The organism is Streptomyces sp. MH60, assembly GCF_002939385.1.
GTDB lineage: Bacteria > Actinomycetota > Actinomycetes > Streptomycetales > Streptomycetaceae > Streptomyces.
The window spans coordinates 74,005-96,970 of record NZ_MULI01000023.1; the positions used below are offsets into that span (position 1 = coordinate 74,005).

A 22,966-nucleotide genomic window follows, 5' to 3' on the forward strand; every position below is an offset into this window, starting at 1 on the left:
TCTCACCAGCCCTCAGGGCAGTGGCAGCCGCCGGGGCGTCACGAAAACCGGATGACGTCGTTCCTCTCATCGGTGCGGTGGACCGGTGAGAGGGGACGGGCGGGTGGCGGGGCGGCTTGCAGTGGACGGGGACGAGCTCGGGCGGTTCATGAAGTCGCTCAAGGAGTCCTCGACTTCGCTCAGGGGCGTGCGGAAGGCGTTGTCGGACGCGACGATCGCCGGGCTGGGCACGGACGAGCTCGACTCGGCGTGCGAGGCCTTCCAGGAGGACTGGAAGTACGGCTCCGAGGAGATCGGCAAACAGACGGAGGACCTTGCCGACATCATCGGCAAGAGCAAGGACAGTTACCTCGAGGTCGACAAGGCGCTCGAGGCTGCGGTGCGCAAGTCGCGCGAGGCCAAGGGCGGCGGCGGGAAGTGACCGTTACGGCCGGCCACGACCGGTACGGTGCCGCCCTCGACCCGCAGTCGCGGGCGGACCTGGGCAAGCCGCAGGGACTCAAGTCCGCTCCGCCCATTCCGAACCCGGCGTATCCGCACCTCGGCTTCAATCCCGTGCCGGGGGACACGGAGACCGTGCGAGGGCTGGAGAAGAAGCTCAGCGGATGCGCGCAGGTGCTCCAGGAGGCGTACGACCTCGTCACCAAGCTCCTGGACGGCAGCTGCTGGAACGGCGACGCCGCCGTCGCCTTTCGCGAGCAGCTGGACGGCGGGCCGTTGCCGCTGAATCTGAAGAACGCGGCGCACTCGATCCGCAAGGCGGCCAGGCAGCTGGACCGCTGGGAGGGCGAACTCGACGACTTCCAGCGACGGGCGGGGAAGCTGGAGGGCGACGCGAAGGACGCCCAGGACGCGGTCGACCGTGCACAGGGGCGCGCGGACTCGGCGGGCCAGGACCCCGACCTGAAGAAGGAGGGGGCCGATGGCGACGCCGCGCAGAAGGCGCTCACGCGCGCGAACGGTGACCTCGACGATGCCCGGGCCGAGCTGAAGAAGATCATCGGCAGGGCGAAGAGGCTGGCCGAGGAGCATGAGGAGAAGGCCGGGTACCGGGCGCGGAAGATCCGTGACGCCACGAAGAAGCTGGTGCCGCATGAGCCGGGGTGGTTCGACGAGGTACTCGACTGGCTGGGCGACAACCTCCCGGACATCCTCAGCTTCGTGGCGGGGGTGATCGGGGTCGTGGCGCTTCTCCTCGCGGGGCCGCTGGGCTGGGGGATCGCGACGGTGGCCGCCTTGATGCTCACGGCTTCAGGATTGAGCACGGTGGCGCTTGGCCTGCGGCTCGCAGACCCGGAAGTGCGGGCTTCTTTGTGGGAGGGGTTGACCGAGGGGGAACTCGACGCCGACTTCTGGAGCAACGCTGTCTCAGTAGGAGCAGACGCCGTAGGCGCGCTACCAGGTATCGCGGCAGTGGCCAAGGGGTCCTTCGAAGCCACGCGAGCCGTTCGCAGGAGCGGACAAGTGCTCGATTTCTGGCAGCGGGTCGGTACCTACGGTTCCAAGGTTGTCGACGAGGCCGGAGCAATCACCAACCTGGAGAACTCCATGGTCGCACGAGCGGTGCGCGGCTTTAGCGACCCCGGCAGAGCTGCCAATGCCGTTGCCGGTACGTCGGGCGTGGTCGGCGTTGGTACGGGAGGGTTCGGTTTGTACAACAAGGCCGTGGACGCGGAGGGCGACGGAATCAAAGACGGTGCTGTCGCCAGTATCGACGGCTCGCGTCTCGTTCTTGACGGCGGAGGCCTTGTGGACATTGCACGATACGTCTTCTGTCATTGAGTAGGAGGGAAGGAATCGTGGATCCTGTCGTCTGTGCGACTGCATGGGATCACCCACCCACCCGTCGCGCTTGGCTCCGTCACATGGTGATGAACGTCGTCGGCTTCTTCGGTTGGGTAAGTGGCTGGGTCTTATTGCTCGGCGTCTCGGTGCACTCGGCCGACTGGCTCGTCTGGGTCTTCCTTCCGTACTTTGTTTACGGGCCCTACCGTGCACTGACGCAACTGCGATACTTCCCGGCAGCACTGTCGATGCTCCGCATCTTGCGTACCCATGCTTGGCAGCTCCTGCGGGATGTTCCGTACGGACTGACTGATCGTCCGGAGGTATCCAGCAGGCACTATGGCTGGTTTGAGTTTCCTGACCCTGCTCGTCCAGGCCAGCGGCTACCCATGATTTTTACCCAGCATCTGCGCTTGGAATGGTGGTCCCGACGTATGGCTCCCCGCGCTAAGCCGCATATGAAGGCACAGATCGAGGAAATCTGGTTCGCGGGCGATGTCCGCTTCGCAGGAGTCATCGCCGCACCCGGACGAAGAGGGAGGGCCCCTCGGCGCATGCACGTCATGGAACAGCGGGCCAACCGTCAGAACGATGAGTGCCTCAACGACCAGGGAGCCGGGCCTGACGACATTGCGCGGGGCCGTCGGGCGGCTGGTCCTTCCAATCGTTCCTGATCCGTAGAGGAAGGCCCCATGACCGCTCCCCGGATCTCGATGCACGAATCTGTCAAAGATGCGCAAGCAGAATTGTGGTTCGCTGAGCCCGTCGGGTTCATGCCTATGCCGCTCAACTCCCTGCTGGCCGAACCCGACTCCTCGGACGCCGAAGCGCTGCGCGAGGCTGTCGCCCCGATACTCGAAGCCGCGCCCAGTGAATTGGTGCGTCAGCGGTTCGTTGCGCAGGTCGCGCTGGGCCAGCAGATGCTCGGGGCGCTGTGCGGTATCGGAACGGTCCACTGCTCGGTCGGCCTGCATCGTGACGACATCGATCCCGCGAGTACACACGCACTCTCCCTCTTCACCATCTCTTGGCGCGACACGAACGTTGCTCCCCGTGGCGTAACGGCGGCCCGCGCCGCCATGTCGGCCGCGGGACATACGCACATCGCCTTTGAGGAGCTTCCCTGCGGTCCCGCAGTCCTCAGCGAGACCACGTTGCGTTACACCGCTGAAACCGGGCTCCCCCAGCTCCCCCTCCTCCAGATCCACGCCCACCTCCCGCACCCCGACTGCAAGCGGATGGCCGTGTTCACGGTCAGCACTGTGGCGGTGGCGCGTCGGGAGGAGTACCGGGCGTTGGTGCGGGGGATGGTCGAGACCGTTCGTTTCGAGGATCCGCTGGGGGTGGCGTCGTAATGGTGTTGAACGGGGGCCCCGGCCGACGGTAGGAAGGCATCATGACTGGACTCGGTGCCGTATTCCGTCCTCAGCTGGCCCCCGAGCGGCTGCGTGCCGTGGCTCGTGTCGCCGACGAGGTGGGGCTCGAGGAGCTGTGGCTGTGGGAGGACTGCTTCCGAGAGGGCGGGATCTCCACGGCCGCCGCCGCCCTTGCGTGGACCGAGCGGGTGCGGGTCGGGGTCGGGCTGTTGCCCGTGCCGTTGCGGAACGTGGCCGTCACCGCGATGGAGGCCGCCACGCTGCACCGGATGTTCCCCGGCCGTGCCGTCCTCGGCGTGGGGCACGGGGTGCAGGACTGGATGGGACAGGTCGGCGCGCGGGCCGAGTCGCCGCTCACGCTGCTGCGCGAGCACCTCGTGGCGCTGCGGGCGTTGCTGGGCGGAGAACGGGTGACGTCGAAGGGGCGCTACGTCCGACTCGACGACGTCGCGCTCGACTGGCCGCCGGAGCAGGCCGTCGAGGTGCTCGCCGGCGCCACCGGGCCCCGTTCGCTGCGGCTGGCCGGTGAGGCCGCCGACGGGACCGTGCTCACCGCGAACACCCCGCCGGACGGCGTGCGCCGCGCCCGGCGCCTCATCGACGAAGGGCGGGCGGCGGCCGGGCGGACGGACGCGCACAGGGTCGTCGTGTATCTCCTCGCCGCCACCGGCCCCGGCGCCGCGGAACGGCTCCGGAGCGAGCTGGTCGCCGAAGGCGTCGCGGACGTCCCGGACCTCGGGGCCGCCGGGGACGCGGAGGCCGTTGCCCACGCCGTGCGGCGGCTGGCCGAGGCCGGGGCCGACACCGTGATCCTCCAGCCGACCGGAGACGAGCCCGATCCGGAGGGATTCGTACGGTTCACCGCCGAGCGGGTCCGGCCCTTGGTGGGAGCGTAGCCGTGCCCGCTCACCCATCCGTCGATCGCGATCGTTCATCGGACCGTCCCGACCGTCCCGACCGCCGTGACCGCCGTGACCGCCGTGACTTCGACGACCTCGTGGCCGAGGGCGCCGCCGTGCCCACCGAAGGGTGGGACTTCTCCTGGTTCGAGGGGCGGGCCACCGAGGCCCGGCCGTCCTGGGGGTACGCGCGGGCCATGGCGGAGCGGCTGGCCGGGGCCACCGCCGCACTGGACGTGCAGACCGGGGGAGGGGAGGTGCTGGACTTCGCCCTCGAAGCCGCCGGCCCGCACCGCGCCCCGCTCGTCGTCGCCACCGAGGGCTGGCAGCCCAACGTCGCCGAGGCCACCCGGCTGCTGCGCCCCCGCGGTGTCCCGGTGGTCGCCTCCGCGGACGACGCGCCCCTGCCCTTCGCGGACGGCGCCTTCGACCTGGTCGTCAGCCGGCATCCGGTCGAGCCGCACTGGGACGAGCTCGCCCGCGTGCTCGCGCCCGGCGGCACCTACTTCGCCCAGCACGTCGGGCCCGCCAGCGTCTTCGAGCTCATCGAGTACTTCCTCGGGCCGCTGCCGGAAGCGAGCCACCGGCACCGTCACCCCGACCGTGAGCGGGCCGACGCCGAGGCTGCCGGGCTGGAGGTCGTGGAGGTGCGGGCGGAGCGGCTGCGGATGGAGTTCTTCGACGTCGGTGCCGTCGTCCACTTCCTGCGCAAGGTCGTGTGGATGGTCCCCGGGTTCACCGTCGACGCCTACCGGGACCGGCTGCGCGACCTGCACGAGCGCATCGAGGACGAGGGACCCTTCGTCGCCCACAGCACCCGTCATCTCTTCGACGTGCGCAAGCCGCGGGCCACGCCCTGATACGCCGTGACATGATCCGGCCGCATGCGGTCCCGTTCTGAGACCCGCGCATCCGCGTCCTCACGCGTGCGCCCCCACCGTCACCTCCCCGATCACCAGCTCCGCCGCGGCCTCCAGTACGGCCCCCACCCGTTCCACGCGCTCCGCCAGCTCGCGTTCCTGCCGTGCCGTCAGGGGGGCCAGTGGCTCGACCGTGACCGTCGTACGGCGGCCCCGGCGGCGCTGGTACCAGACGCCCGCCACGACCCCGTCCACCAGCAGCACGGGGAAGTTGCCCGCCTGCCCGCCCGCCAGCGCCCGCCGGTACGCGGGCCCCGGGAAGAGCAGCTCCCGCGGCTGCGCGGCGACGACGTACGCGTCGAAGTACGGCAGCAACCGCACCCCGCGCACCAGTTCTTCCTGCTCCGGGGCGTCCGGGAAGGCGGTGTCACCGGCCACCACCCACGCCGGTGTGCCCTCGTGGCGGACCTCCTCGATCTCGCCCGCGGCGGCCAGTTCGGCGTAACGGGCCTTCGCCCAACCGGGTGGTGCGGCCAGCCAGCGGGCGAAGTGCCGCGGCGTCGCGGGGCCGTACGCGTACAGGTATCGGCGTACGAGGAGCCGCGACGCCTCCTCGGGCGGCAGCGGGGTGAAGCGGGGCGGGCGGGTGTACGTCACCCTGCGGCCGCGGTTCGGGCCGAAGGACAGGGCGCCGCACTGCCCGGCCCGGTGCAGGACCTGGCGCCAGCGGGGCCACATGGTCTGGAAGGCCGGCATGACCAGGTCGCCCGCCCACGGGCCGGTGCGGGCGACGACCTCCTCGCCGAGTTCGTCGATGGTCAGGAAGGCGTCGTCGAGCGCCTCGGCGATCGCCGCCACGACCTGCCCGGCCTGTCCCCCGGTGAGGCGTACGTCAGTGGACCCGGAGGCCGTGCCGTCCGGGATCGCGGGCAGCGCGGCGCACCACATCGGCAGGTCGCGGGCCGGGAGCAGGTGCACCGTCCCGCGCGGGCCGTGCGTCTTCACCAGCGAGGGCGAGGGCGAGGGCGAGGGTGGCGGGGGAGGCGCGGTGGGTGCGGTGGGTGGAACCGCCGGCCACAGGGCCTCGCGTACGTCCGCGCGGGTCACGTCGTCGGCCCGCAGGCCGACCGACAGCTCGGCCGCCGACAGTACCTGGGCGTGGACGCCGAGCATCGCGGCGGCCACGTCGGCGACGGGAGCGCCCGTTCGGGCGGACCTGGCCAGGAACTGCCGTTCGAAGCGCCGTGCGCTCGCCGCGGCCCAAGTGATCCCCGTCGTCTTCGTCATGAGGTGACGTTAGGAGAGGAGTAGGACGGAAGGCGTCCCCTATCTCCCGGGCTATCTCCAGGACTGTTTCGGTCGTCCGGTGGATGAAGGAGTGGGGATCTTCCGGGCCTAAGGGGCACACCTTCGCAAATGGCCGCGCGTCCGGAGGCAGGGTACGGAATCACCCGTCGATCCTCACAGGGTGTCCACATCGTTATTCACCGTTGTCCTTCTCGGGTCGTACGCAGCCCACCCGATCGCGTAAGTTCGAGCCCAGGTAATTCGCGTGAGCAAAGCTACGCGCGTGGCACCGCGCAGTGGAGGGGGCTGCGCGGTGCCGGATCGAGAGCCGGCCACGCACCGGTCGGGCGCCCGACCGAGCGCCGGGTCAAGCCCGTGTCTTCCGGTGACGTCACCCGGACGGGGGAAGCGGGATTCCGGGCCGCGGCGCCCGTCATCGGCCCGGCCGGGCCACTCCAGTCGCACCCGAATCGGCCGCCACCTGGAGACACGCGGTGATTTGGCCACCGTTCGGGGCGGAATGAGGGCTTCCGTGGTCATCCGGGCGTCGCCGACCGACTTCGGAGAGTAGTTGCGGCACGCCGATGCACGCAGCATCACTTACGAAGGGTTATGGTGGAAACCCCCCCTCGGGCCGGTCCGTCTCCCCCCCCACGGACCGGCCCGTTTTTTGTGCCCTCCCGGGCGTCCCCCCGAGTGGTACGCCCGTAACGAGGAGTTCACCGGTGCGCCGTCCTGTGTCGTGGCATGGCGGCGCTTGTTCGAGGGCATAAGCCAAGCAGGTCGACGCCCGAACCACGGGTGTCGGTTCTCAGCGGACGGCACGGAGCCGTCCGCCCGGGAGGCCCTTTGCACCAGCCCCACCGTGCGGTCACGGCACGGAAGACGCGGCGGAGGGCCGGTCCACGGCCCGCGCCAGTGCAGGGCGGCCCTCGACCGGCCGGATCGTTACGGCCCTCCCGGTCCAGCGTCCACTCCGTCGCTCCCCGACCTCTTCCGAGGGGGTACGTCCTTCCGTGGTGACCAGCACAAAGCGCCACAAGCCCGACCGGCGCACCTACGTTCTCGACACCAGCGTCCTGCTGGCCGACCCGAACGCCCTGAACCGCTTCGACGAGCACGAGGTCGTGCTCCCCATCGTCGTGGTGACGGAGTTGGAGGCCAAAAGGCACCATCCCGAACTCGGGTACTTCGCCCGGCAGGCCCTGCGCCTGCTCGACGAGTTCCGGGTGCGGCACGGTCGCCTCGACGCCCCCATCCCGATCGGGGACCTCGGCGGCACCGTCCGTGTCGAGCTCAACCACTCGGACCCCAGCGTGCTGCCCAGCGGCTACCGCCTGGGGGACAACGACTCCCGCATCCTCGCGGTCGCCCGCAACCTGCAGGCGGAGGGATTCGACGTCACCGTCGTCTCGAAGGACCTCCCGCTCAGGATCAAGGCGTCCTCCGTCGGTCTCCTCGCCGAGGAGTACCGCGCCGAGCTGGCCATCACGGACTCCTCCGGCTGGACCGGGATGTCCGAACTCACCCTGCCGGGCGAGCAGGTGGACGTGCTCTTCGAGGAGGGCCGGGTCTACGTCCCCGAGGCCGCCGACCTGCCCGTGCACACGGGGCTGACCATCCAGTCGGAGCGCGGCAAGGCGCTCGGCCGGGTCACGCCCGACGGGAACGTCCGGCTGGTGCGCGGCGACCGGGAGGTGTTCGGCATCAAGGGCCGCAGCGCCGAGCAGCGGATCGCGCTCGACCTGCTCCTCGACCCGGACGTCGGGATCGTGTCGATGGGCGGCCGGGCCGGTACCGGCAAGTCGGCGCTCGCGCTGTGCGCGGGACTGGAGGCCGTGCTCGAACGCCGGCAGCACCAGAAGGTGATGGTCTTCCGTCCGCTGTACGCCGTGGGCGGGCAGGAGCTGGGCTATCTGCCCGGCTCCGAGGCCGAGAAGATGAGCCCCTGGGCGCAGGCGGTCTTCGACACGCTGTCGGCCGTCACCAGCCGGGAGGTCATCGAGGAGGTGACCGCGCGCGGGATGCTGGAGGTGCTGCCGCTCACCCACATCCGGGGACGCTCACTGCACGACGCGTTCGTGATCGTCGACGAGGCCCAGTCGCTGGAGCGGAACGTCCTGCTGACCGTGCTGTCCCGGATCGGGGCCAACTCACGGGTCGTCCTCACCCATGACGTGGCGCAGCGGGACAACCTGCGGGTGGGCCGGTACGACGGGGTCGTCGCCGTCGTCGAGAAGCTGAAGGGGCATCCGCTCTTCGCGCACGTCACCCTGACGCGCTCCGAGAGGTCCCAGATCGCGGCGCTCGTGACCGAAATGCTGGAGGACGGTCACATCTGACCCGACAAGGGTCGGTTACCCGTCAGTTCGGCGCCGTCCGGAAAGGCCGAGAGCCTAGCCGGGCGGCGCCTCGGTGTGTGGGGAATCCCGTGAATCCCCTGGGCCAAACGGGATGTGAGCTTTCACACGCATCACAGAATTGCCTCACCCGCCGGGTTACGGCAGAGTCTCCTTCCTGTCAGGCCCCGCATACGACACAGCCGTACCCCCAGCGGTACGGCGCCCCAGAAACACCAGATCCAACTCCATAGCAGAGTCGTATGCCGCCCGAGCACCATGCGGCGCTCCCGACGAGGGAGTTGTCCACCGGGCCCGTGCCTCCCGTGACCCGTAGTTGGGGAGGCCAGCGCCAGGGGCACGATTGCGTCCGCGAGGGTCACCGAAGCGGGCGATGCTGGAAGGAAACCGTGTGAGCCGGATCTCGGTCCGGGGATTCGCAGTGGCCTCGGCCACGGCGGTCACCGCCGTCGGAAGCGTCGTCGGCGTTGCCTCGGGCAGCGTCGCGCAGAGCAACGACGACGCGGAGGCGACGGCAGCAGGTACGACCCTGCTTGCCGACATCCCCATGGGTGAGCAGGCGCAGGTGCAGACCGCGTCCCTGACGCAGCAGGCCGACGTGCAGGCCATCGCGGCGGACGCGAGCGCCAAGAAGGACGCCGAGGCGGCGGCCCGCAAGGCAGCCGCAGAGACCGCCGTGGCCAAGCAGGAGAAGGCCAAGAAGGCGGCCGCGGAGGCGAAGCAGCGCGAGGCGGAGAAGGAAGCGGCCAGCCGCGACGCCAAGCGCGAGTCCACCAGCTTCGCCGTCCAGAGCTCCTACAGCACCAGCCAGATCCAGGCGATGGCCCGTCAGATGGTGCCCGGCGGTCAGTTCCAGTGCTTCAGCAACATCGTGAATCACGAGTCCAGCTGGAACTACCAGGCCGTGAACGCCTCCTCCGGTGCCTACGGCCTCTTCCAGGCCCTGCCCGCGGGCAAGTACGCCTCCGCGGGCGCCGACTGGCGGACCAACCCGGCCACCCAGATCAAGTGGGGCCTCAGCTACATGGACAATCGCTACGGCAGCCCGTGCGAGGCCTGGTCCTTCTGGCAGGCCAACCACTGGTACTGAGCCCGCCGTCCGCCCGTCGTCCCCGTCGGCGCGGCCCCCGCTCAACCTCGCGCAGCCCCTCACCGTCCTAGGGTGAGGGGCTTTCGCGTTGCCGCCCTGTACGGTCGGACCGGAATGACTCCGGGGGGAGTGGTGGGGAAGGACGGGGGAAGAGGACGGATCATGTCACGAGTGCCAGGGTGGCTCGGCCGGCTCGGCGCCGGACTGACGCGCATGAGCGAGCGGTTGGAGCAGCGCCGCGAAGAGGCGCGGCGGGACGACGCCGACGACGGACCGGTGCCGGCCACCCACCACGTGCGGCGGCCCCTGGGCGACACGGCCGAGGACGCGGCTGGCGGCGCGACCGACGACACGGTCGCGGAGCACATCGGGGCACACCGTCCGGTCGTGGTCGGCACCCGCCCCGACCCGGCGCAGGCCGTGCCCTGGGGAGTACGGGTGGCCGCGGAGGCCGGCTGGCGGTTGCTGGTGCTCGCGGGCACCGTGTGGGTGCTGATGCGGGTCATCAGCGCCGTACAGCTGGTGGTGCTGGCCTTCGTGGCCGCGCTGCTGATCACCGCGCTGCTCCAGCCGGCCGTGGCCTGGCTGCGCCGGCGCGGGGTGCCGCGGGGGCCGGCCACCGCGCTGACCGCGATCCTCGGGTTCGTGATCATGGGTCTGATCGGCTGGTTCGTCACCTGGCAGGTGATGGAGAACATCGACAACCTCTCCGACCAGGTCCAGGACGGCATCGACGAACTGCGCAACTGGCTGCTGAACAGTCCGTTCCACGTCACCGACAAGCAGATCAACGAGATCGCCAAGAACCTGCGGGACGCGGTCGGGGCCAACACCGACCAGATAACGTCCGCCGGGCTCGAGGGCGTCACGGTCGTCGTCGAGGCGCTCACCGGCATCCTGCTGGCCGCCTTCTCGACGCTCTTCCTGCTCTACGACGGCAAGCGCATCTGGCAGTGGTCGCTGAAGCTGGTGCCCGCGGCCGCCCGGCCGGGCGTGGCCGGGGCCGGTCCGCGCGCGTGGCGGACGCTGACCGCGTACGTGCGCGGCACGGTGATAGTCGCCCTCATCGACGCCATCTTCATCGGCCTCGGCATCTACTTCCTGGACGTGCCGATGGCCGTCCCACTGGCCGTGTTCATCTTCCTGTTCGCCTTCGTCCCGCTCGTCGGCGCGGTGGTGTCGGGCGCCCTCGCGGTCGTCGTGGCACTGGTGACGCAGGGTGTGTTCGCCGCGGTCATGACGCTCGTCGTGGTGCTGGCGGTGCAGCAGATCGAGGGGCACATCCTGCAGCCGTTCATCCTCGGGCGGGCGGTGCGGGTCCATCCGCTGGCGGTGGTGCTGTCGGTGGCCGCCGGCGGCATGGTGGCCGGCATCGGCGGCGCCGTGGTCGCCGTACCGCTGGTGGCGGTGACCAACACCGTCGTGGGCTATCTGCGGGCGTACTCACGTGAGGCCGCCCTGCGGCAGACGCCCAGGCCGCACGGGGCCACCTCGACCGACGCCGCCCCGGCCGCCGACCGGCCTCCGGTGCCGCCGAAGAGCGCGGAGTCCCCGCAAGCCCCGGAGCCCCCGGCGGACGGCCCGCCGTCGGACGCCTCCCCGGCCTAGACACGCGAACGGGCCCCGCCCACCTCTCGGTGGGCGGGGCCCGTGCCGTGCGTGCCGCGGGGAGCGGGACTACTCGGCGGCCAGGACCGCCTCGGCGTCCAGCGTGACGCCGACGGCCTCGACCACGGCGGCGATCTTGAACGCCTCCTGGATCGTCTCGCGGTCCACACCGGCCTTGCGGAGCACCTGCTCGTGCGAGTCCAGGCACATGCCGCAGCCGTTGATGGCGGACACCGCGAAGGACCACAGCTCGAAGTCGACCTTGTCGACGCCCGGGTTGCCGATGACGTTCATCCGCAGACCGGCGCGCAGGGTGCCGTACTCGTGGTCCGACAGCAGGTGCCGGGTGCGGTAGAAGACGTTGTTCATCGCCATGACCGCGGCGGCCGATTTGGCGGCCGAGTACGCCTCGGGCGAGAGGTTCGCCTTCGCCTCCGGCTCCAGCTCGCGCAGCACGATGGGGGAGCGCGAGGCGATGGCGGTCGCCAGCACCGTGCCCCACAGCTGCTGCGCCGGGAGGTCGGAGTTGCCGATGACCGAACCCAGGTTGAGCTTCAGGTCCTTGGCGTAGTCCGGTACGGCGGACTTCAGGGAGTCGAGGGACATGTCAGCTCACTCCCCCGACAGCAGCGCGACCGGGTCCAGGGTCTCGTCGCCCTTGCTCCAGTTGCACGGGCAGAGCTCGTCGGTCTGCAGGGCGTCGAGGACCCGCAGGACCTCCTTGGGGTTACGGCCGACGGAGCCGGCGGTGACCATCGTGAACTGGATCTCGTTGTTCTGGTCCACGATGAAGACCGCGCGCTGCGCGAAGCCGTCCTCGCCCTCGATGCCGAGGTCGCGCATGAGCTCGTGCTTGGAGTCGGCCATCATCGGGAACGGCAGGTCGGTCAGGTCCGGGTGGTCCTTGCGCCAGGCGTGGTGCACGAACTCGGAGTCGCCGGAGAAGCCGAGGATCTGGGCGTCACGGTCGGCGAACTCGTCGTTCAGCTTGCCGAAGGCGGCGATCTCGGTGGGGCACACGAAGGTGAAGTCCTTGGGCCACGCGAAGACGACCTTCCACTGACCCTCATAGGTCTTGTGGTTGATCTGCTGGAACTCCTTGCCCTTCTCCAGCGAGACGCAGGCGGTCAGGTCGAACTCGGGGAACTTGTCACCGACAGTGAGCACGCGCTCTCCAAAAAATGCAGCGAGGAAACACCCGCTTTGCGAGCGTTTCCATGGGTTGGACGTTGTTGATGTTGGCACAGGGTGCATTGATTAGTGAAATAGCTACAATCGGTCGAGTTGATCGGAGGTGGCTATTAGTGACCACTAAGAAGAGGCAGCCCAGCCTCGCTCAGCTGCGGGCTTTCGACGCCGTCGCCGAGCACCTGCATTTCCGCGATGCCGCCGCCGCGATCGGCATGAGCCAGCCGGCGCTCTCGGGCGCGGTCTCCGCGCTGGAGGAGGCACTGGGTGTCACGCTCCTGGAGCGTACGACGCGCAAGGTGCTGCTCTCGCCGGCCGGGGAACGGCTCGCGGTGCGGACCAAGGCGGTCCTGGCAGAGGTCGGCGCACTCCTGGAGGAGGCGGAGGCGGTCCGGGCGCCCTTCACCGGCGCGCTGCGGCTCGGCGTCATCCCGACCGTGGCGCCGTACCTGCTGCCGACGGTGCTGCGGCTGGTCCACGACCGCTACCCCGACCTCGACCTCCAGGTCCATGAGGAGCAGACCGCGAGCCTGTTGGACGGGCTCACCACCGGCCGCCTCGACCTGCTCCTGCTCGCGGTCCCCCTGGGCGTGCCCGGCGTCAGCGAACTCCCGCTCTTCGACGAGGACTTCGTCCTGGTCACGCCGCTCGACCACCGGCTCGGCGGCCGGGAGGGCCTGGAGCGCTCGGTGCTGCGCGAGCTGAGGCTGCTGCTGCTCGACGAGGGGCACTGCCTGCGCGACCAGGCGCTCGACATCTGCCGCGAGGCGGGCCGGGCGGGCGTCCCGGCGACGACCACGGCCGCCGGACTGTCCACGCTGGTGCAGCTGGTGGCGGGCGGCCTCGGGGTGACGCTGCTGCCGCGCACCGCCGTCCGCGTGGAGACCTCCCGCTCCAGCCAGCTCCTCACCGCGTCCTTCACCGACCCGGCCCCCACCCGCCGCATCGCCCTCGCCATGCGCACGGGCGCGGCCCGCTCGGCGGAGTACGAGGAACTGGCGGCGGCCCTGCGGGAGGCGATGGCGGACCTGCCGGTCCGGACGGTGCACGACTGAGGGACCGGGCGACCACCCGGCCGGGCGGCCGCTCAGTCCCTCGGTCCCTCCGTCGCGCACCGGCGGAGCCACCCCGTGCGCTACTCCGTGCGCAGCCCCTCCGGCCGCATCAGCCGCAGCAGCGGCGGCAGGCTGCACAACGTCACCGCCAGGACGACCCCGGCGCCGATGCCGGTCATGGACAGGACGCCGGTCCAGTCGACGCGCACCGGGGTGTTCGTCATCTTCAGGAGCACGGTGCCCAGGGTCAGGCCCACCACCAAGGCGAGCGCCAGGCCGAGCACGATGGGGATCGCCGTCTGCCACAGCACCGACAGGCTCAGCGTGCGGCGCCGGGTGCCGAAGGCGACCAGGGCCGACAGCAGCTTCCTCCGCTCGCGCAACTGCTCCAGCTGCGAGACCAGCAGACTGGCGCCGATCAGCGCCAGCACACACGCCGCGCCGACGAACAGACCGGTGCGGATGGCGTCGAACCGGTTGGTCCGCTCGGTCTCCGCCCAGGTCACGGCGTCCGCCAGGGGGTCGATGCCCGCCGCGGTGTTCCGCACCAGGTCCTGCACGTCCGCCACCGACTCGTCCAGCTTGAGGTAGGCGTGCCCGTCCAGGGCCGGCGCCAGCGACTTCGGCATCGCCTTCGGCGTGATCAGGAAGCCGCCCCGGTCGGTCCCGGCCAGCAGCCCCTGGCGGGGCTTCGCCGCCTTCACGCCCTGCGGCACCGTCCAGGGGATCTCCGTGCGCTTCGGGACACCCTCGTACGACGGGTCCGCGTAGAATCTGCGGCCGGGCACCGCCAGCTTCGCCAGGTCCTCGTCGCCGTCCCACTCGGCCCCGTGGACGGCGAACACGTCCCCGTCGGCACAGGAGTCGAGGCGGGCGATCTCCCGCAGCGACGTGCAGTCGCCCACGGTCACCGTCGTGCCGTGCTCGGGGTCCAGGGCGCGGTCGCCGAGGTAGCCCTCGGAGTAGCCGTAGACCGCCTTCACGCCCTTGGTGTCCCGGAGCTTGCCGGCCGCCGGGGGCACCAGCAGCCCGCTCGGCAGGATGACCTCCATCTGGGCCTGCGACAGGTCCTTCCCGGTGGACTTGGTGTAGTCGTCGTCCACACCGACGAAGAGCATCTGCAGCGCGATCGCCCCGGCGACGGCCACCGCGATGCCGTTGACCATGCGGGCCGCCGTACCGCTGCTCAGCTGGAGCCTGCGCACGGCGAGCTGCCAGGCCACGCCGCCGGAGCCGAGCCGGGCGACGACACTCTCCACGATCCACGGCAGCAGCGCGGTCACACCCACCAGGAGCAGGATGACGCCACCGGTCACCAGGTACTGGTTGAAGTCGCCGTTCTCGCGGCCGTTGCCGATCATCGGGTAGAGCATCGCCAGTCCGGCCAGCGGCAGGATCAGCCGCCACCACAGCTGCCGCCGGGCCGGCCGGCCCGCGCGCACCACGCCGAGCGGCTCGATGACCACCCCGCGCAGCGCGAACAGCGTCACCAGCACCGCGGCCGCCGGCACCGCCACCGCGACCAGCAGGGCCAGCAGCGGCGAGGGGTTGAGATAGCTGGGGAACACGCTGATGTGGAACACCTGGGCGGTGCCCGCGAGTTGCCGTCCGATCAGGAAGAACACGGCGCCGAAGACCAGCCCGAGCACCGCGCCCGCCAGTGCCTCACCGGCGGCGATGCGCCGGGTCATGCGGCTGTCGGCGCCCACCAGCCGCAGCGCCGCGAGCCGCCGGTCCCGCCGCTCCCCGCCGAACCGCACCGCGGCGGCGATGAAGACCGCGACCGGCATCAGCAGCACCACGAAGACCACGAGGATCAGCAGGAGCAGCACCGGGTCGGACCGCTCGGTGGACGGGTCCGGGTCCCCGAACCGGTCGATGCGGGCGATTCCGCCGCCGTTGATGTGCGACGCGAGACCTTCGGCGCCGCGGTAGAAGGCGAGTTCGGCCGAGCCGATCAGGCCGTCCTCCCCGATGGTGCCGACGATCCGGTCCGGCAGCCGCTCGCGCAGCATCGCGCCGGAGTCCGACTCCATCAGTTCCTTCAGCGCGGGGGAGACCACCATCTCGCCCACCGCCGGGAACTTCTCCACCCCGGGCGGCAGCGGCGCCCGCGGCCCCTCCGGCTCCAGGGCCCGGCCCCGGATGCTGTCGTCGCGGAAGTCCGAGCCGACACCGGCGACCACGAGGGTGTCGTCGGCCTTCGGCAACTGCTCCGAGGAGAAGGTGATGTCGGTACGGGCGGCCTCCCGGTCGTGCCGGACGGCGAGCGCGTTCGGGATCGCCGTCGTCAGCAGCAGCAGCGCCACGCCGAGACCGACGCCGACGGCCGTCAGCACGGCCCGGGTCCAGCCCTCGCGGCCCCCGGTGAAGGCGAAGCGCACGCCCAGCGTCAGGTCGGCCGCCCACTGGCGCACGTTCATACGACCCGCTCCATGTCCCTGGACTTGCCGTCCCGTACGACGATCTCGCGGTCGGAGTAGGCGGCCACCCGTGCCTCGTGCGTGACCAGCACGACCGCGGCGTTGGTGGAGCGGGCGGCGTCCGTGAGGAGTTCCATCACGCGCTCCCCGTTGAGGGAGTCCAGCGCGCCGGTCGGCTCGTCCGCGAAGAGCACGCGCGGGCTGGTGACCAGCGAGCGGGCCACCGCGACCCGCTGGCCCTGGCCGCCGGAGACCTCACCCGGCCGCTTCTTCCTGAGGTCGTCCACCTCCAGCCGCTCCATCCAGGTCAGCGCGGCCCGCTCGGCCTCCTTGCGCGAGGTGCCGTTCAGCCGCAGCGGAAGGGCGACGTTCTCGACACAGGTCAGCTCCGGCACCAACTGGCCGAACTGGAACACGAACCCGAAGTCCGAGCGGCGCAGCGCACTGCGCTGGGCGTCGGACATCGCCGACAGCTCGCGCCCGTTGTACGTGATCGTCCCCGAGTCGGGCGTCACGATGCCGGCGAGGCAGTGCAGCAGCGTCGACTTGCCGGACCCGGAGGGGCCCATCACGGCGACGACCTCACCGGGGTGGATGGAGAACTCGGCGTCGTCGAGGGCGAGGGTGGGACCGTAGGCCTTGCGGAGCGCCTCGGCGGAGAGCAGGGAACCTGCGGGAGGAGTCATCGGGTTACCGCCTCACGGAGCTTGTCGAGGCGCGCGGCGGTGAGTTCCAGCCAGCGCAGGTCGGCCTCGAGATGGAAGAGGGCGTGGTCGCAGATGAGCTGGTCCGCGAGGTCGCCCTTGCGCTTGCGGTCGGTGAGGATGCGCATGCTGCGCAGGTGCTCCGAACGCTGGGTGTCGAGGATGTCGGCGGCGTCGCGGTGGGTGAGCAGCGCGAGGACGACCTTGGTGTAGAGCGTCGACTGGAGGTACGGCTCGGGCTTCTCCGGCGTGGCGAGCCACCGCTGTACGTCGGTGATCCCCTCGTCGGTGATCGCGTACCGCTTGCGCTCGGGACCGCCGCCCGCCTCGATGCCGTCGACCACGACGAGGCCGTTCTTCAGCAGGCGGGACATCGTCGAGTAGACCTGGCCGTAGTGCAGCGGCCGGTCGTGACCGAACTTCTCGTCGAAGGCGCGCTTGAGGTCGTAACCGTGGCGCGGCCCGGACTCCAGGAGCCCCAGGAGGGTGTGACCGATGGACATGCGGAGCACTCTACACACGGTGTATCGCCCTATGTATACGCACCGTGCAGAGGTGGTGCCGCCGGTTCACGAGGGCGGCCGAGCCGCAGGTCGGAGGCGATTGTCACGGTTCCGCTACGACGGAGGCCGCACCTCCGCATCGCTGCGGTGGTGCGGCCTGCGAAGGGCGGTCAGGGCGGTGGCGCGGCCCCGGGGCCGCCGCCCCCCGGCGGGCGGCCGCGGCGCGGCAGCGGTCCGGTGTCGCCGGGCAGCCGGCCGGCCTCCGCCAGCGCCCTGCGGAGCAGGAACTCGATCTGGGCGTTGGCCGACCGCAGCTCGTCGCCCGCCCAGCGGGCCAGCGCCTCGTACACCTGCGGGTCGAGCCGCAGCAGCACCTGCTTGCGCTGCCGCGGCCGACGCTTCGGTGCCGGGTCCTCGGACGGCGCGGAGCCTTCGGGCGGGGTGGTCACTGGTAGAGCGTCCCCGTGTTGAGCACCGGCTGGGCGGCGCGGTCCCCGCAGAGCACGACCATCAGGTTGGACACCATCGCCGCCTTCCGCTCGTCGTCCAGCTCCACGATGCCCTGCTCGCTGATGCGGACGAGCGCCGCCTCGACCATGCCGACCGCGCCGTCCACGATCTGCCGCCGCGCCGCGACCACCGCACCGGCCTGCTGCCGCTGGAGCATCGCCGAGGCGATCTCCGGGGCGTACGCGAGGTGCGTGAAGCGGGACTCGATGATCTGCACCCCGGCCGCCTCCACGCGCGCGTGCAGCTCGACGGCGAGCTTCTCGGTGATCTCCTCGGCGTTGCCGCGCAGCGAGAGGCCGTCCTCGTCGTGGGCGTCGTAGGGGTACTCGATGGCGATGTGCCGCACGGCCGCCTCGGTCTGGGTGGAGACGAACTCGACGTAGTCGTCCACCTCGAAGGTGGCCTGCGCGGTGTCCTCCACCCGCCACACCACGACCGCCGCCAGCTCGATGGGGTTGCCGTAGGCGTCGTTGACCTTCAGGACGGCCGTCTCGTGGTTGCGCACCCGGGTCGAGATCTTGGTGCGGGAGGTGAAGGGGTTGACCCAGCGCAGGCCGTCCTGCCGGATCGTCCCCCGGTACCGCCCGAAGAGCTGCACCACGCGGGCCTCGCCCGGCGCCACCATGTTCAGCCCGCACATCGCGAGGAAGGCGGCCAGGGCGATCACGACGCCCGCGACGATCAGCACCGCCTTCGCGCCGGTGGCCGCGACCGCGGTCGCGGTGACGATCAGGCCGGCACCGACCAGCAGCCCGACCAGCCCCAGCAGCAGCGCGAAGCCGCCGCCGATGCTGTGTGCCTGGTTCTCGCGCACCCGGGGCGTCGGCATCTCGGGCACATCGGCGGTGACCTGCGGGGCATCGTGCGTGGACATGGGTGGTCCCCCGTTCTCTCTTTGCTGACTAAGTGATATCACTTTACACGCCGATCACAACCCTGAACCCCTCTCGTACGTCGGTTCCTGTGGAACGGGTGCTGATTCTCACGTCCGTACAAGGCTGGATCGGTTGCCGTTTGTCACATCTCCCGGTGTTAGCTTTCTGAGCTGACCTGAGCGACGAACCTGTGGGACGCGTGAGCGAGACGTGCCCACAGATGACCGAAGCGGAGCGGATCGGACCCATGGGACGAGCGGAAGAGAGAAAAGCGCGACAGCGCGGTGGACGCCGCGCGGCGCCGAAACGCCGCCGTTCGTCGCGCGCGGCCGCAGGTGCGGGCGGGAAGGGCCGGATACGCCGGCTGTTCACGTGGAAGAAGATCGTCGGCACGTTCTTCGGCCTCTGCCTGCTCGGCATGGGCGCCTTCATCGTGCTGTACATGATGATCGACATCCCCGAGGGCAACCCCGAGGCCGAACTGCAGAGCAACGTCTACAAGTACAGCGACGGCAGCATCATGGCCCGCACCGGCGAGCGCAACCGTGAGATCGTCGACCTCGCCAAGATCCCCAAGGACGTCCAGCGGACCTTCGTCGCCGCCGAGAACAAGACCTTCTACAAGGACGCCGGCGTCGACCTCAAGGGCACCGCGCGCGGTGTGCTCAACACCCTCTCCGGCAAGGGCGCGCAGGGCGGCTCGACGATCACCCAGCAGTACGTCAAGAACTACTACCTGACCCAGGACCAGACCGTCTCCCGCAAGCTGAAGGAACTGGTCATCTCCCTCAAGCTGGACCGGGAGAAGTCCAAGGACTACATCCTCGCCGGCTACATCAACACCAGCTACTACGGCCGCGGCGCCTACGGCATCCAGGCCGCCGCCCAGGCCTACTACCGCGTCGACGCCGAGGACCTGACGGTCGAACAGGGCGCGTACCTCTCCGCGCTGCTCCAGGCGCCGAACCAGTACGACTGGGCGATCGCCAGCGAGACCGGCAAGAAGCTCGTCCAGCAGCGCTGGAACTACGTCCTGGACAACATGGTCGAGCAGAAGTGGCTGAGCGCGGGCGACCGGCAGGGCATGACGTTCCCGACGCCCAAGGAGCCCAAGGCCGCCGCGGGGATGGACGGCCAGACCGGATACCTGGTGGACGCGGCCAACTTCGCGCTCAAGAAGCAGCTCGTCGCCCAGGGCGCCGCCGAGGACATGGAGCAGGCCAAGGCCCTGGTGGACCTCGGCGGCTACACCGTCACCCTCAACATCGACAAGAAGAAGCAGACCGCGCTGGAGAAGGCGGTCAAGGAGAAGCTCACCAGCAAGCTGGACCCCGGCCGGCGCAAGGTCGACGCGGACGTCCAGGCCGGAGCCGTCTCGGTCGACCCGAAGACGGGCTCCGTCGTGGCGATGTACGGCGGCGTGAACTACCTGAAGCACTACACCAACAACGCCACCCGCGACGACTACCAGCCCGCCTCCACCTTCAAGCCGGTGATCCTCGCCGCCGCCGTGGACCACGACGCCGAGACCCAGGACGGCGTGCCGATCACGGCCAACACCCTCTACGACGGCGACAGCGAGCGCCCCGTGATGGACGGCGACCAGAAGGTCGGCTTCGCCCCGCCCAACGAGGACGACCACGACTACGGCGAGATCGACGTCCAGGAGGCCATGAACAAGTCGGTCAACTCCGTCTTCGCGCAGATGGGCACCGACGTCGGCATGCCCGAGGTCATGAAGGTCGCGGGCGAACTCGGCATGGACACCGAGGGCGAGCAGGCCGTGCCCGCGCAGACCCTGGGCAGTATGGGCGCCAGCCCGCTGGAGATGGCCGGCGTCTACGCCACCTTCGACAACCACGGCAAGAAGGTCACCCCGGCGATCGTGAAGTCGGTCGAGCACAAGGACCGCACGATCGAGATGCCCGACCCCATCGGCGAGGAGGTCATCAGCCGGGAGGCCGCGGACACGGTGACCTCCGTGCTCACCGGCGTGGTCGACGACGGTACGGCCAAGACGTCCGTCCGGGAGAACCCGCTGCGGGACGGTCAGCAGGTGGCCGGCAAGACCGGTACGTCCGACAACAACAAGTCGGCCTGGTTCACCGGCTTCACCCCGGGCCTCGTCACCTCGGTCGGCCTGTTCGGCGAGGACGACAAGGCACCGCACCCACAGGTCCCGATGTACAAGGCGGCCGGCGTCGACTACCGCGTCAACGGTGGCGGCCCCCCGGCGGAGATCTGGGCCGCGTACACCTTCGGCGTCATGGACGAGGTCACCAAGTTCGACCTGGACACCAAGCAGGGCGCCGCGGTGAAGCCCAGCAGGTCGCCGTCGAACACCCAGTCGCCGAGCCACTCGCCGTCCAAGGAGCCGACGACCGAGGCGCCGCCCCCGTCCAAGGACCCGACGACCGAGGCACCCCCGTCGAACGATCCGACGACCGAGGCGCCGCCCGAGTCGCCGACGCATTCGCCGTCGAACAGCCCGTCCACCGAACCTCCGCCGGACGGCGGCGGGTCGACCGAGTCGGGAGAGCCCGACTTCCCCGGCGGGGACTGGGTGCCGTAGACCGTCAGGAGCCGCGGACACACGTGAAGGGGCGCCCGGTGCTCACCGGGCGCCCCTTCACGCGTTCGCCGCTCCCCGGCCTCAGCCGCGGTTCAGCTCGAACCACACCACCTTGCCGGTGCTCAGCCGCGTCGCGCCCCAGCGCCGGGCCAGCCGGTTCACCAGGTACAGCCCGCGCCCGCCCTCGTCGGTGGCGCGCGCCTGCCGCAGCCGGGGCAGCTGCGGCACGTCGTCACCGACCTCGCAGCGCAGCACGTCCGTGCGCAGCAGCCGCAGGGTGACCGGTTTCGACGCGTAGCGCACCGCGTTGGTCACGACCTCGCTGACCAGCAGCTCCACGGCGTCCGTGAGGTCCTCCATGCCCCAGCGGGCGAGCGCCCGCCGGGCCAGGCGACGGGCACGGCCGGGGGCCGCGTCCTCGGGCTCCAGGAACCAGTACGCCACGTCGCTGGGCGCGATGCCGTCGAAGCGGGCGGCGAGCAGCGCGATGTCGTCGTCCCGGTCGCCCGGGCCGAGCATGTCGAGCACCTCGTCGCACAGGGCTTCCAGGGGCGGCGGATGGTCGGGACCGGTGAGCTGCGCGGTCGCCGCCAGCCGCTCCCGCAGCTGCTCTATGCCGGTCCACACGTCCCGCAGCCGGGACTCGACCAGCCCGTCCGTGTACAGGAGCAGCGTCGCACCGGCCGGCGCGTCCAGCTCCACGGCCTCGAAGTCCACGCCGCCCACGCCGATCGGGGCGCCGGCCGGCACCCGCAGCACCTCGGCGTGGCCGTCCATGTGCAGCAGCACCGGCGGCGGATGGCCGGCGTTGGCGACGGTGATGCGGTGCGAGACCGGGTCGTACACCGCGTACAGGCAGGTCGCCATGCGGTCGGTGCCGAGCCGCTGGGCCTGCTCGTCCAGGTGGTGGAGCACCTCCTGCGGCGGCAGGTCGAGCCCGGCCAGGGTCTGCGCCGTGGTCCGCAGTTGGCCCATGATGGCCGCCGAGGTCATGGAGTGGCCCATGACGTCCCCGACGACCAGCGCGACCCGGCTGCCGGGCAACGGGATGGCGTCGTACCAGTCGCCGCCGACCCGCGCGGTCTCGGCGGCCGGGAGGTAGCGGGAGGCCAGCCGTACGCCGGTGCAGCGCGGCAGGTTCTCCGGGAGCATCGTGCGCTGCAACTCGTCGGCGATGTACGCCTCACGCCCGTACAGCACCGCCTTGTCGATGCCGAGGGCGCTGTGCGTGGCGAGCTGCGCGGCCACCAGCAGGTCGTCGGCCTCGAAGGCGACGCGCTCCGGGCCGCGCAGGAAGAGCGCGGCGCCGATCACCCGGCGCCGGCCGCGCAGCGGGGCGAGGATCGCCCTGCGGCCGTCGGGCAGGGCGAAGTCGCGCTCCTCGCCCAGCAGTTCCGGCAGCGCGGCGCGGGCCGCGGGCGTGTCCGTGAACACCGGGCGCACCCCGCGCAGCACCTCGGCCAGCGCGCTGCCCGGCCGCACCTCGCACAGCTCGGCGCCGACCGTCTCCAGCTCGGACGGCTCCGGCTGGGCCGCGGGGGCGAAGCCGCCCTCGGTGTCCCGCTCGGCCGGTATGCGGTCGGTGCGCCGCAGCCGCAGCACCAGGGGGCCGGTGGGCCGCTCGTCGCCGACCGGCAGCGGCTCGCGCAGATAGACCAGGATGGCGTCCGCGAACGTGGGCACGGTGGCCCGGCACAGCCCCATCACGATCTCGTCGAGGTCCATGCCCCGGGCGATCCGCCGGGTCGCGGCGCCCACGAACCGCAGCCGGTCCCCGTCCCGCCGCATCGGCGTGGGCCGGCCGGGCGCGGTGGGCTGCCCGATACGCCGGTCGGGCGCGGTGGGCGCGCCACGGCGGCCCGGGCCCGCGG

Annotated in this window: 20 protein-coding genes; 11 read left to right on the forward strand and 9 right to left on the reverse strand. The window is 70.8% G+C overall.

Translation table 11 applies throughout. The features are described from left to right. Nucleotides 1–121 precede the first annotated feature (121 nt). The 6 genes from BZZ08_RS17020 to BZZ08_RS17040 all read left to right on the forward strand — a co-directional run bounded on the left by BZZ08_RS17020 (nucleotide 122) and on the right by BZZ08_RS17040 (nucleotide 4,920). Nucleotides 122–421, forward strand: coding sequence for a hypothetical protein (locus tag BZZ08_RS17020; RefSeq protein ID WP_446750260.1), 300 nt, complete (start codon nucleotides 122–124; stop codon nucleotides 419–421). After that, nucleotides 418–1,782: a hypothetical protein gene (locus tag BZZ08_RS17025; protein WP_104633075.1), complete on the forward strand. Its 1,365-nt coding sequence runs from the start codon at nucleotides 418–420 to the stop codon at nucleotides 1,780–1,782. The genes BZZ08_RS17020 and BZZ08_RS17025 overlap by 4 nt, the downstream gene beginning before the upstream one ends. A gap of 83 nt (nucleotides 1,783–1,865) precedes the next feature. Further along, nucleotides 1,866–2,459, forward strand: coding sequence for a hypothetical protein (locus BZZ08_RS38595; protein ID WP_133169203.1), 594 nt, complete (start codon nucleotides 1,866–1,868; stop codon nucleotides 2,457–2,459). Between the two features lie 18 nt (nucleotides 2,460–2,477). Beyond that, entirely contained in the window at nucleotides 2,478–3,140 is a 663-nt protein-coding gene (locus BZZ08_RS17030; RefSeq protein ID WP_104633076.1) for a hypothetical protein, read from the forward strand. A 41-nt stretch (nucleotides 3,141–3,181) separates the two neighbouring features. Continuing rightward, the gene (locus BZZ08_RS17035; RefSeq protein ID WP_104633077.1) at nucleotides 3,182–4,057 is read left to right on the forward strand and encodes an LLM class flavin-dependent oxidoreductase; all 876 of its coding nucleotides are present in this window, start codon (nucleotides 3,182–3,184) and stop codon (nucleotides 4,055–4,057) included. 119 nt (nucleotides 4,058–4,176) lie between these two features. After that, complete coding sequence (locus tag BZZ08_RS17040) at nucleotides 4,177–4,920, forward strand: class I SAM-dependent methyltransferase (protein ID WP_241965491.1); 744 nt, start codon at nucleotides 4,177–4,179, stop codon at nucleotides 4,918–4,920. A gap of 60 nt (nucleotides 4,921–4,980) precedes the next feature. Here BZZ08_RS17040 and BZZ08_RS17045 read toward each other — a convergent pair whose 3' ends face one another. Then, nucleotides 4,981–6,207: a winged helix DNA-binding domain-containing protein gene (locus BZZ08_RS17045; protein WP_104633079.1), complete on the reverse strand. Its 1,227-nt coding sequence runs from the start codon at nucleotides 6,205–6,207 to the stop codon at nucleotides 4,981–4,983. A gap of 1,016 nt (nucleotides 6,208–7,223) precedes the next feature. Here BZZ08_RS17045 and BZZ08_RS17055 point away from each other — a divergent pair. From BZZ08_RS17055 to BZZ08_RS17065, 3 genes are all read left to right on the forward strand, one after another. Beyond that, a complete protein-coding gene (locus tag BZZ08_RS17055) occupies nucleotides 7,224–8,549 on the forward strand; it encodes a PhoH family protein (RefSeq protein ID WP_104633081.1) in 1,326 nt (441 codons plus the stop codon). A gap of 409 nt (nucleotides 8,550–8,958) precedes the next feature. Then, on the forward strand, nucleotides 8,959–9,657 hold the full coding sequence (locus BZZ08_RS17060) for an aggregation-promoting factor C-terminal-like domain-containing protein (protein WP_198601535.1): 699 nt from the start codon (nucleotides 8,959–8,961) through the stop codon (nucleotides 9,655–9,657). A 162-nt stretch (nucleotides 9,658–9,819) separates the two neighbouring features. Continuing rightward, the gene (locus BZZ08_RS17065; protein ID WP_104633083.1) at nucleotides 9,820–11,265 is read left to right on the forward strand and encodes an AI-2E family transporter; all 1,446 of its coding nucleotides are present in this window, start codon (nucleotides 9,820–9,822) and stop codon (nucleotides 11,263–11,265) included. A 69-nt stretch (nucleotides 11,266–11,334) separates the two neighbouring features. On the opposite strand, the gene BZZ08_RS17070 is transcribed toward BZZ08_RS17065, so the two are convergent. Next, a complete protein-coding gene (locus BZZ08_RS17070; protein ID WP_003973946.1) occupies nucleotides 11,335–11,871 on the reverse strand; it encodes an alkyl hydroperoxide reductase in 537 nt (178 codons plus the stop codon). Nucleotides 11,872–11,877: 6 nt separating this feature from the next. Then, nucleotides 11,878–12,432 carry a peroxiredoxin gene (locus tag BZZ08_RS17075; protein ID WP_030145756.1) on the reverse strand — a complete coding sequence of 185 codons (555 nt, stop codon included), beginning with the start codon at nucleotides 12,430–12,432 and terminating at the stop codon, nucleotides 11,878–11,880. Nucleotides 12,433–12,569: 137 nt separating this feature from the next. On the opposite strand from BZZ08_RS17075, the gene BZZ08_RS17080 reads away from it, so the two are divergent. Then, nucleotides 12,570–13,508 carry a LysR substrate-binding domain-containing protein gene (locus BZZ08_RS17080; protein ID WP_104633084.1) on the forward strand — a complete coding sequence of 313 codons (939 nt, stop codon included), beginning with the start codon at nucleotides 12,570–12,572 and terminating at the stop codon, nucleotides 13,506–13,508. Between the two features lie 80 nt (nucleotides 13,509–13,588). Here the strand turns inward: BZZ08_RS17080 and BZZ08_RS17085 are convergent, their stop codons facing one another. From BZZ08_RS17085 to BZZ08_RS17105, 5 genes are all read right to left on the reverse strand, one after another. After that, on the reverse strand, nucleotides 13,589–15,931 hold the full coding sequence (locus tag BZZ08_RS17085) for an ABC transporter permease (protein WP_198601536.1): 2,343 nt from the start codon (nucleotides 15,929–15,931) through the stop codon (nucleotides 13,589–13,591). Then, the gene (locus BZZ08_RS17090; protein ID WP_104633085.1) at nucleotides 15,928–16,617 is read right to left on the reverse strand and encodes an ABC transporter ATP-binding protein; all 690 of its coding nucleotides are present in this window, start codon (nucleotides 16,615–16,617) and stop codon (nucleotides 15,928–15,930) included. The genes BZZ08_RS17085 and BZZ08_RS17090 overlap by 4 nt, the downstream gene beginning before the upstream one ends. Further along, nucleotides 16,614–17,138 (reverse strand): PadR family transcriptional regulator, encoded by a 525-nt coding sequence (locus tag BZZ08_RS17095; protein WP_003973941.1) that lies wholly within the window; start codon nucleotides 17,136–17,138, stop codon nucleotides 16,614–16,616. The genes BZZ08_RS17090 and BZZ08_RS17095 overlap by 4 nt, the downstream gene beginning before the upstream one ends. A 170-nt stretch (nucleotides 17,139–17,308) precedes the next feature. Then, entirely contained in the window at nucleotides 17,309–17,587 is a 279-nt protein-coding gene (locus BZZ08_RS17100; protein WP_104633086.1) for a hypothetical protein, read from the reverse strand. Then, nucleotides 17,584–18,522, reverse strand: coding sequence for an SPFH domain-containing protein (locus BZZ08_RS17105; protein WP_104633087.1), 939 nt, complete (start codon nucleotides 18,520–18,522; stop codon nucleotides 17,584–17,586). Before BZZ08_RS17105 ends, BZZ08_RS17100 begins: the two co-directional genes overlap by 4 nt. Nucleotides 18,523–18,770: 248 nt before the next feature. Between BZZ08_RS17105 and BZZ08_RS17110 the strand changes: the two genes are divergently transcribed. Next, nucleotides 18,771–21,095, forward strand: a complete 2,325-nt coding sequence (locus BZZ08_RS17110; RefSeq protein WP_198601537.1) for a transglycosylase domain-containing protein — start codon at nucleotides 18,771–18,773, stop codon at nucleotides 21,093–21,095. 81 nt (nucleotides 21,096–21,176) lie between these two features. Here BZZ08_RS17110 and BZZ08_RS17115 read toward each other — a convergent pair. Next, nucleotides 21,177–22,966: SpoIIE family protein phosphatase (locus BZZ08_RS17115; RefSeq protein ID WP_104633099.1), on the reverse strand; the 1,790-nt coding region annotated here is incomplete at its 5' end.

Coding starts and splice junctions, on each gene's coding strand:
- BZZ08_RS17035 (WP_104633077.1), top strand. CDS start 3,182: ATGACTGGACTCGGTGCCGTATTCCGTCCTCAGCTGGCCCCCGAGCGG.
- BZZ08_RS17070 (WP_003973946.1), bottom strand. CDS start 11,871: ATGTCCCTCGACTCCCTGAAGTCCGCCGTACCGGACTACGCCAAGGAC.
- BZZ08_RS17110 (WP_198601537.1), top strand. CDS start 18,771: ATGGGACGAGCGGAAGAGAGAAAAGCGCGACAGCGCGGTGGACGCCGC.
- BZZ08_RS38595 (WP_133169203.1), top strand. CDS start 1,866: ATGGTGATGAACGTCGTCGGCTTCTTCGGTTGGGTAAGTGGCTGGGTC.
- BZZ08_RS17105 (WP_104633087.1), bottom strand. CDS start 18,522: ATGTCCACGCACGATGCCCCGCAGGTCACCGCCGATGTGCCCGAGATG.
- BZZ08_RS17095 (WP_003973941.1), bottom strand. CDS start 17,138: ATGTCCATCGGTCACACCCTCCTGGGGCTCCTGGAGTCCGGGCCGCGC.
- BZZ08_RS17090 (WP_104633085.1), bottom strand. CDS start 16,617: ATGACTCCTCCCGCAGGTTCCCTGCTCTCCGCCGAGGCGCTCCGCAAG.
- BZZ08_RS17045 (WP_104633079.1), bottom strand. CDS start 6,207: ATGACGAAGACGACGGGGATCACTTGGGCCGCGGCGAGCGCACGGCGC.
- BZZ08_RS17065 (WP_104633083.1), top strand. CDS start 9,820: ATGTCACGAGTGCCAGGGTGGCTCGGCCGGCTCGGCGCCGGACTGACG.
- BZZ08_RS17085 (WP_198601536.1), bottom strand. CDS start 15,931: ATGAACGTGCGCCAGTGGGCGGCCGACCTGACGCTGGGCGTGCGCTTC.
- BZZ08_RS17030 (WP_104633076.1), top strand. CDS start 2,478: ATGACCGCTCCCCGGATCTCGATGCACGAATCTGTCAAAGATGCGCAA.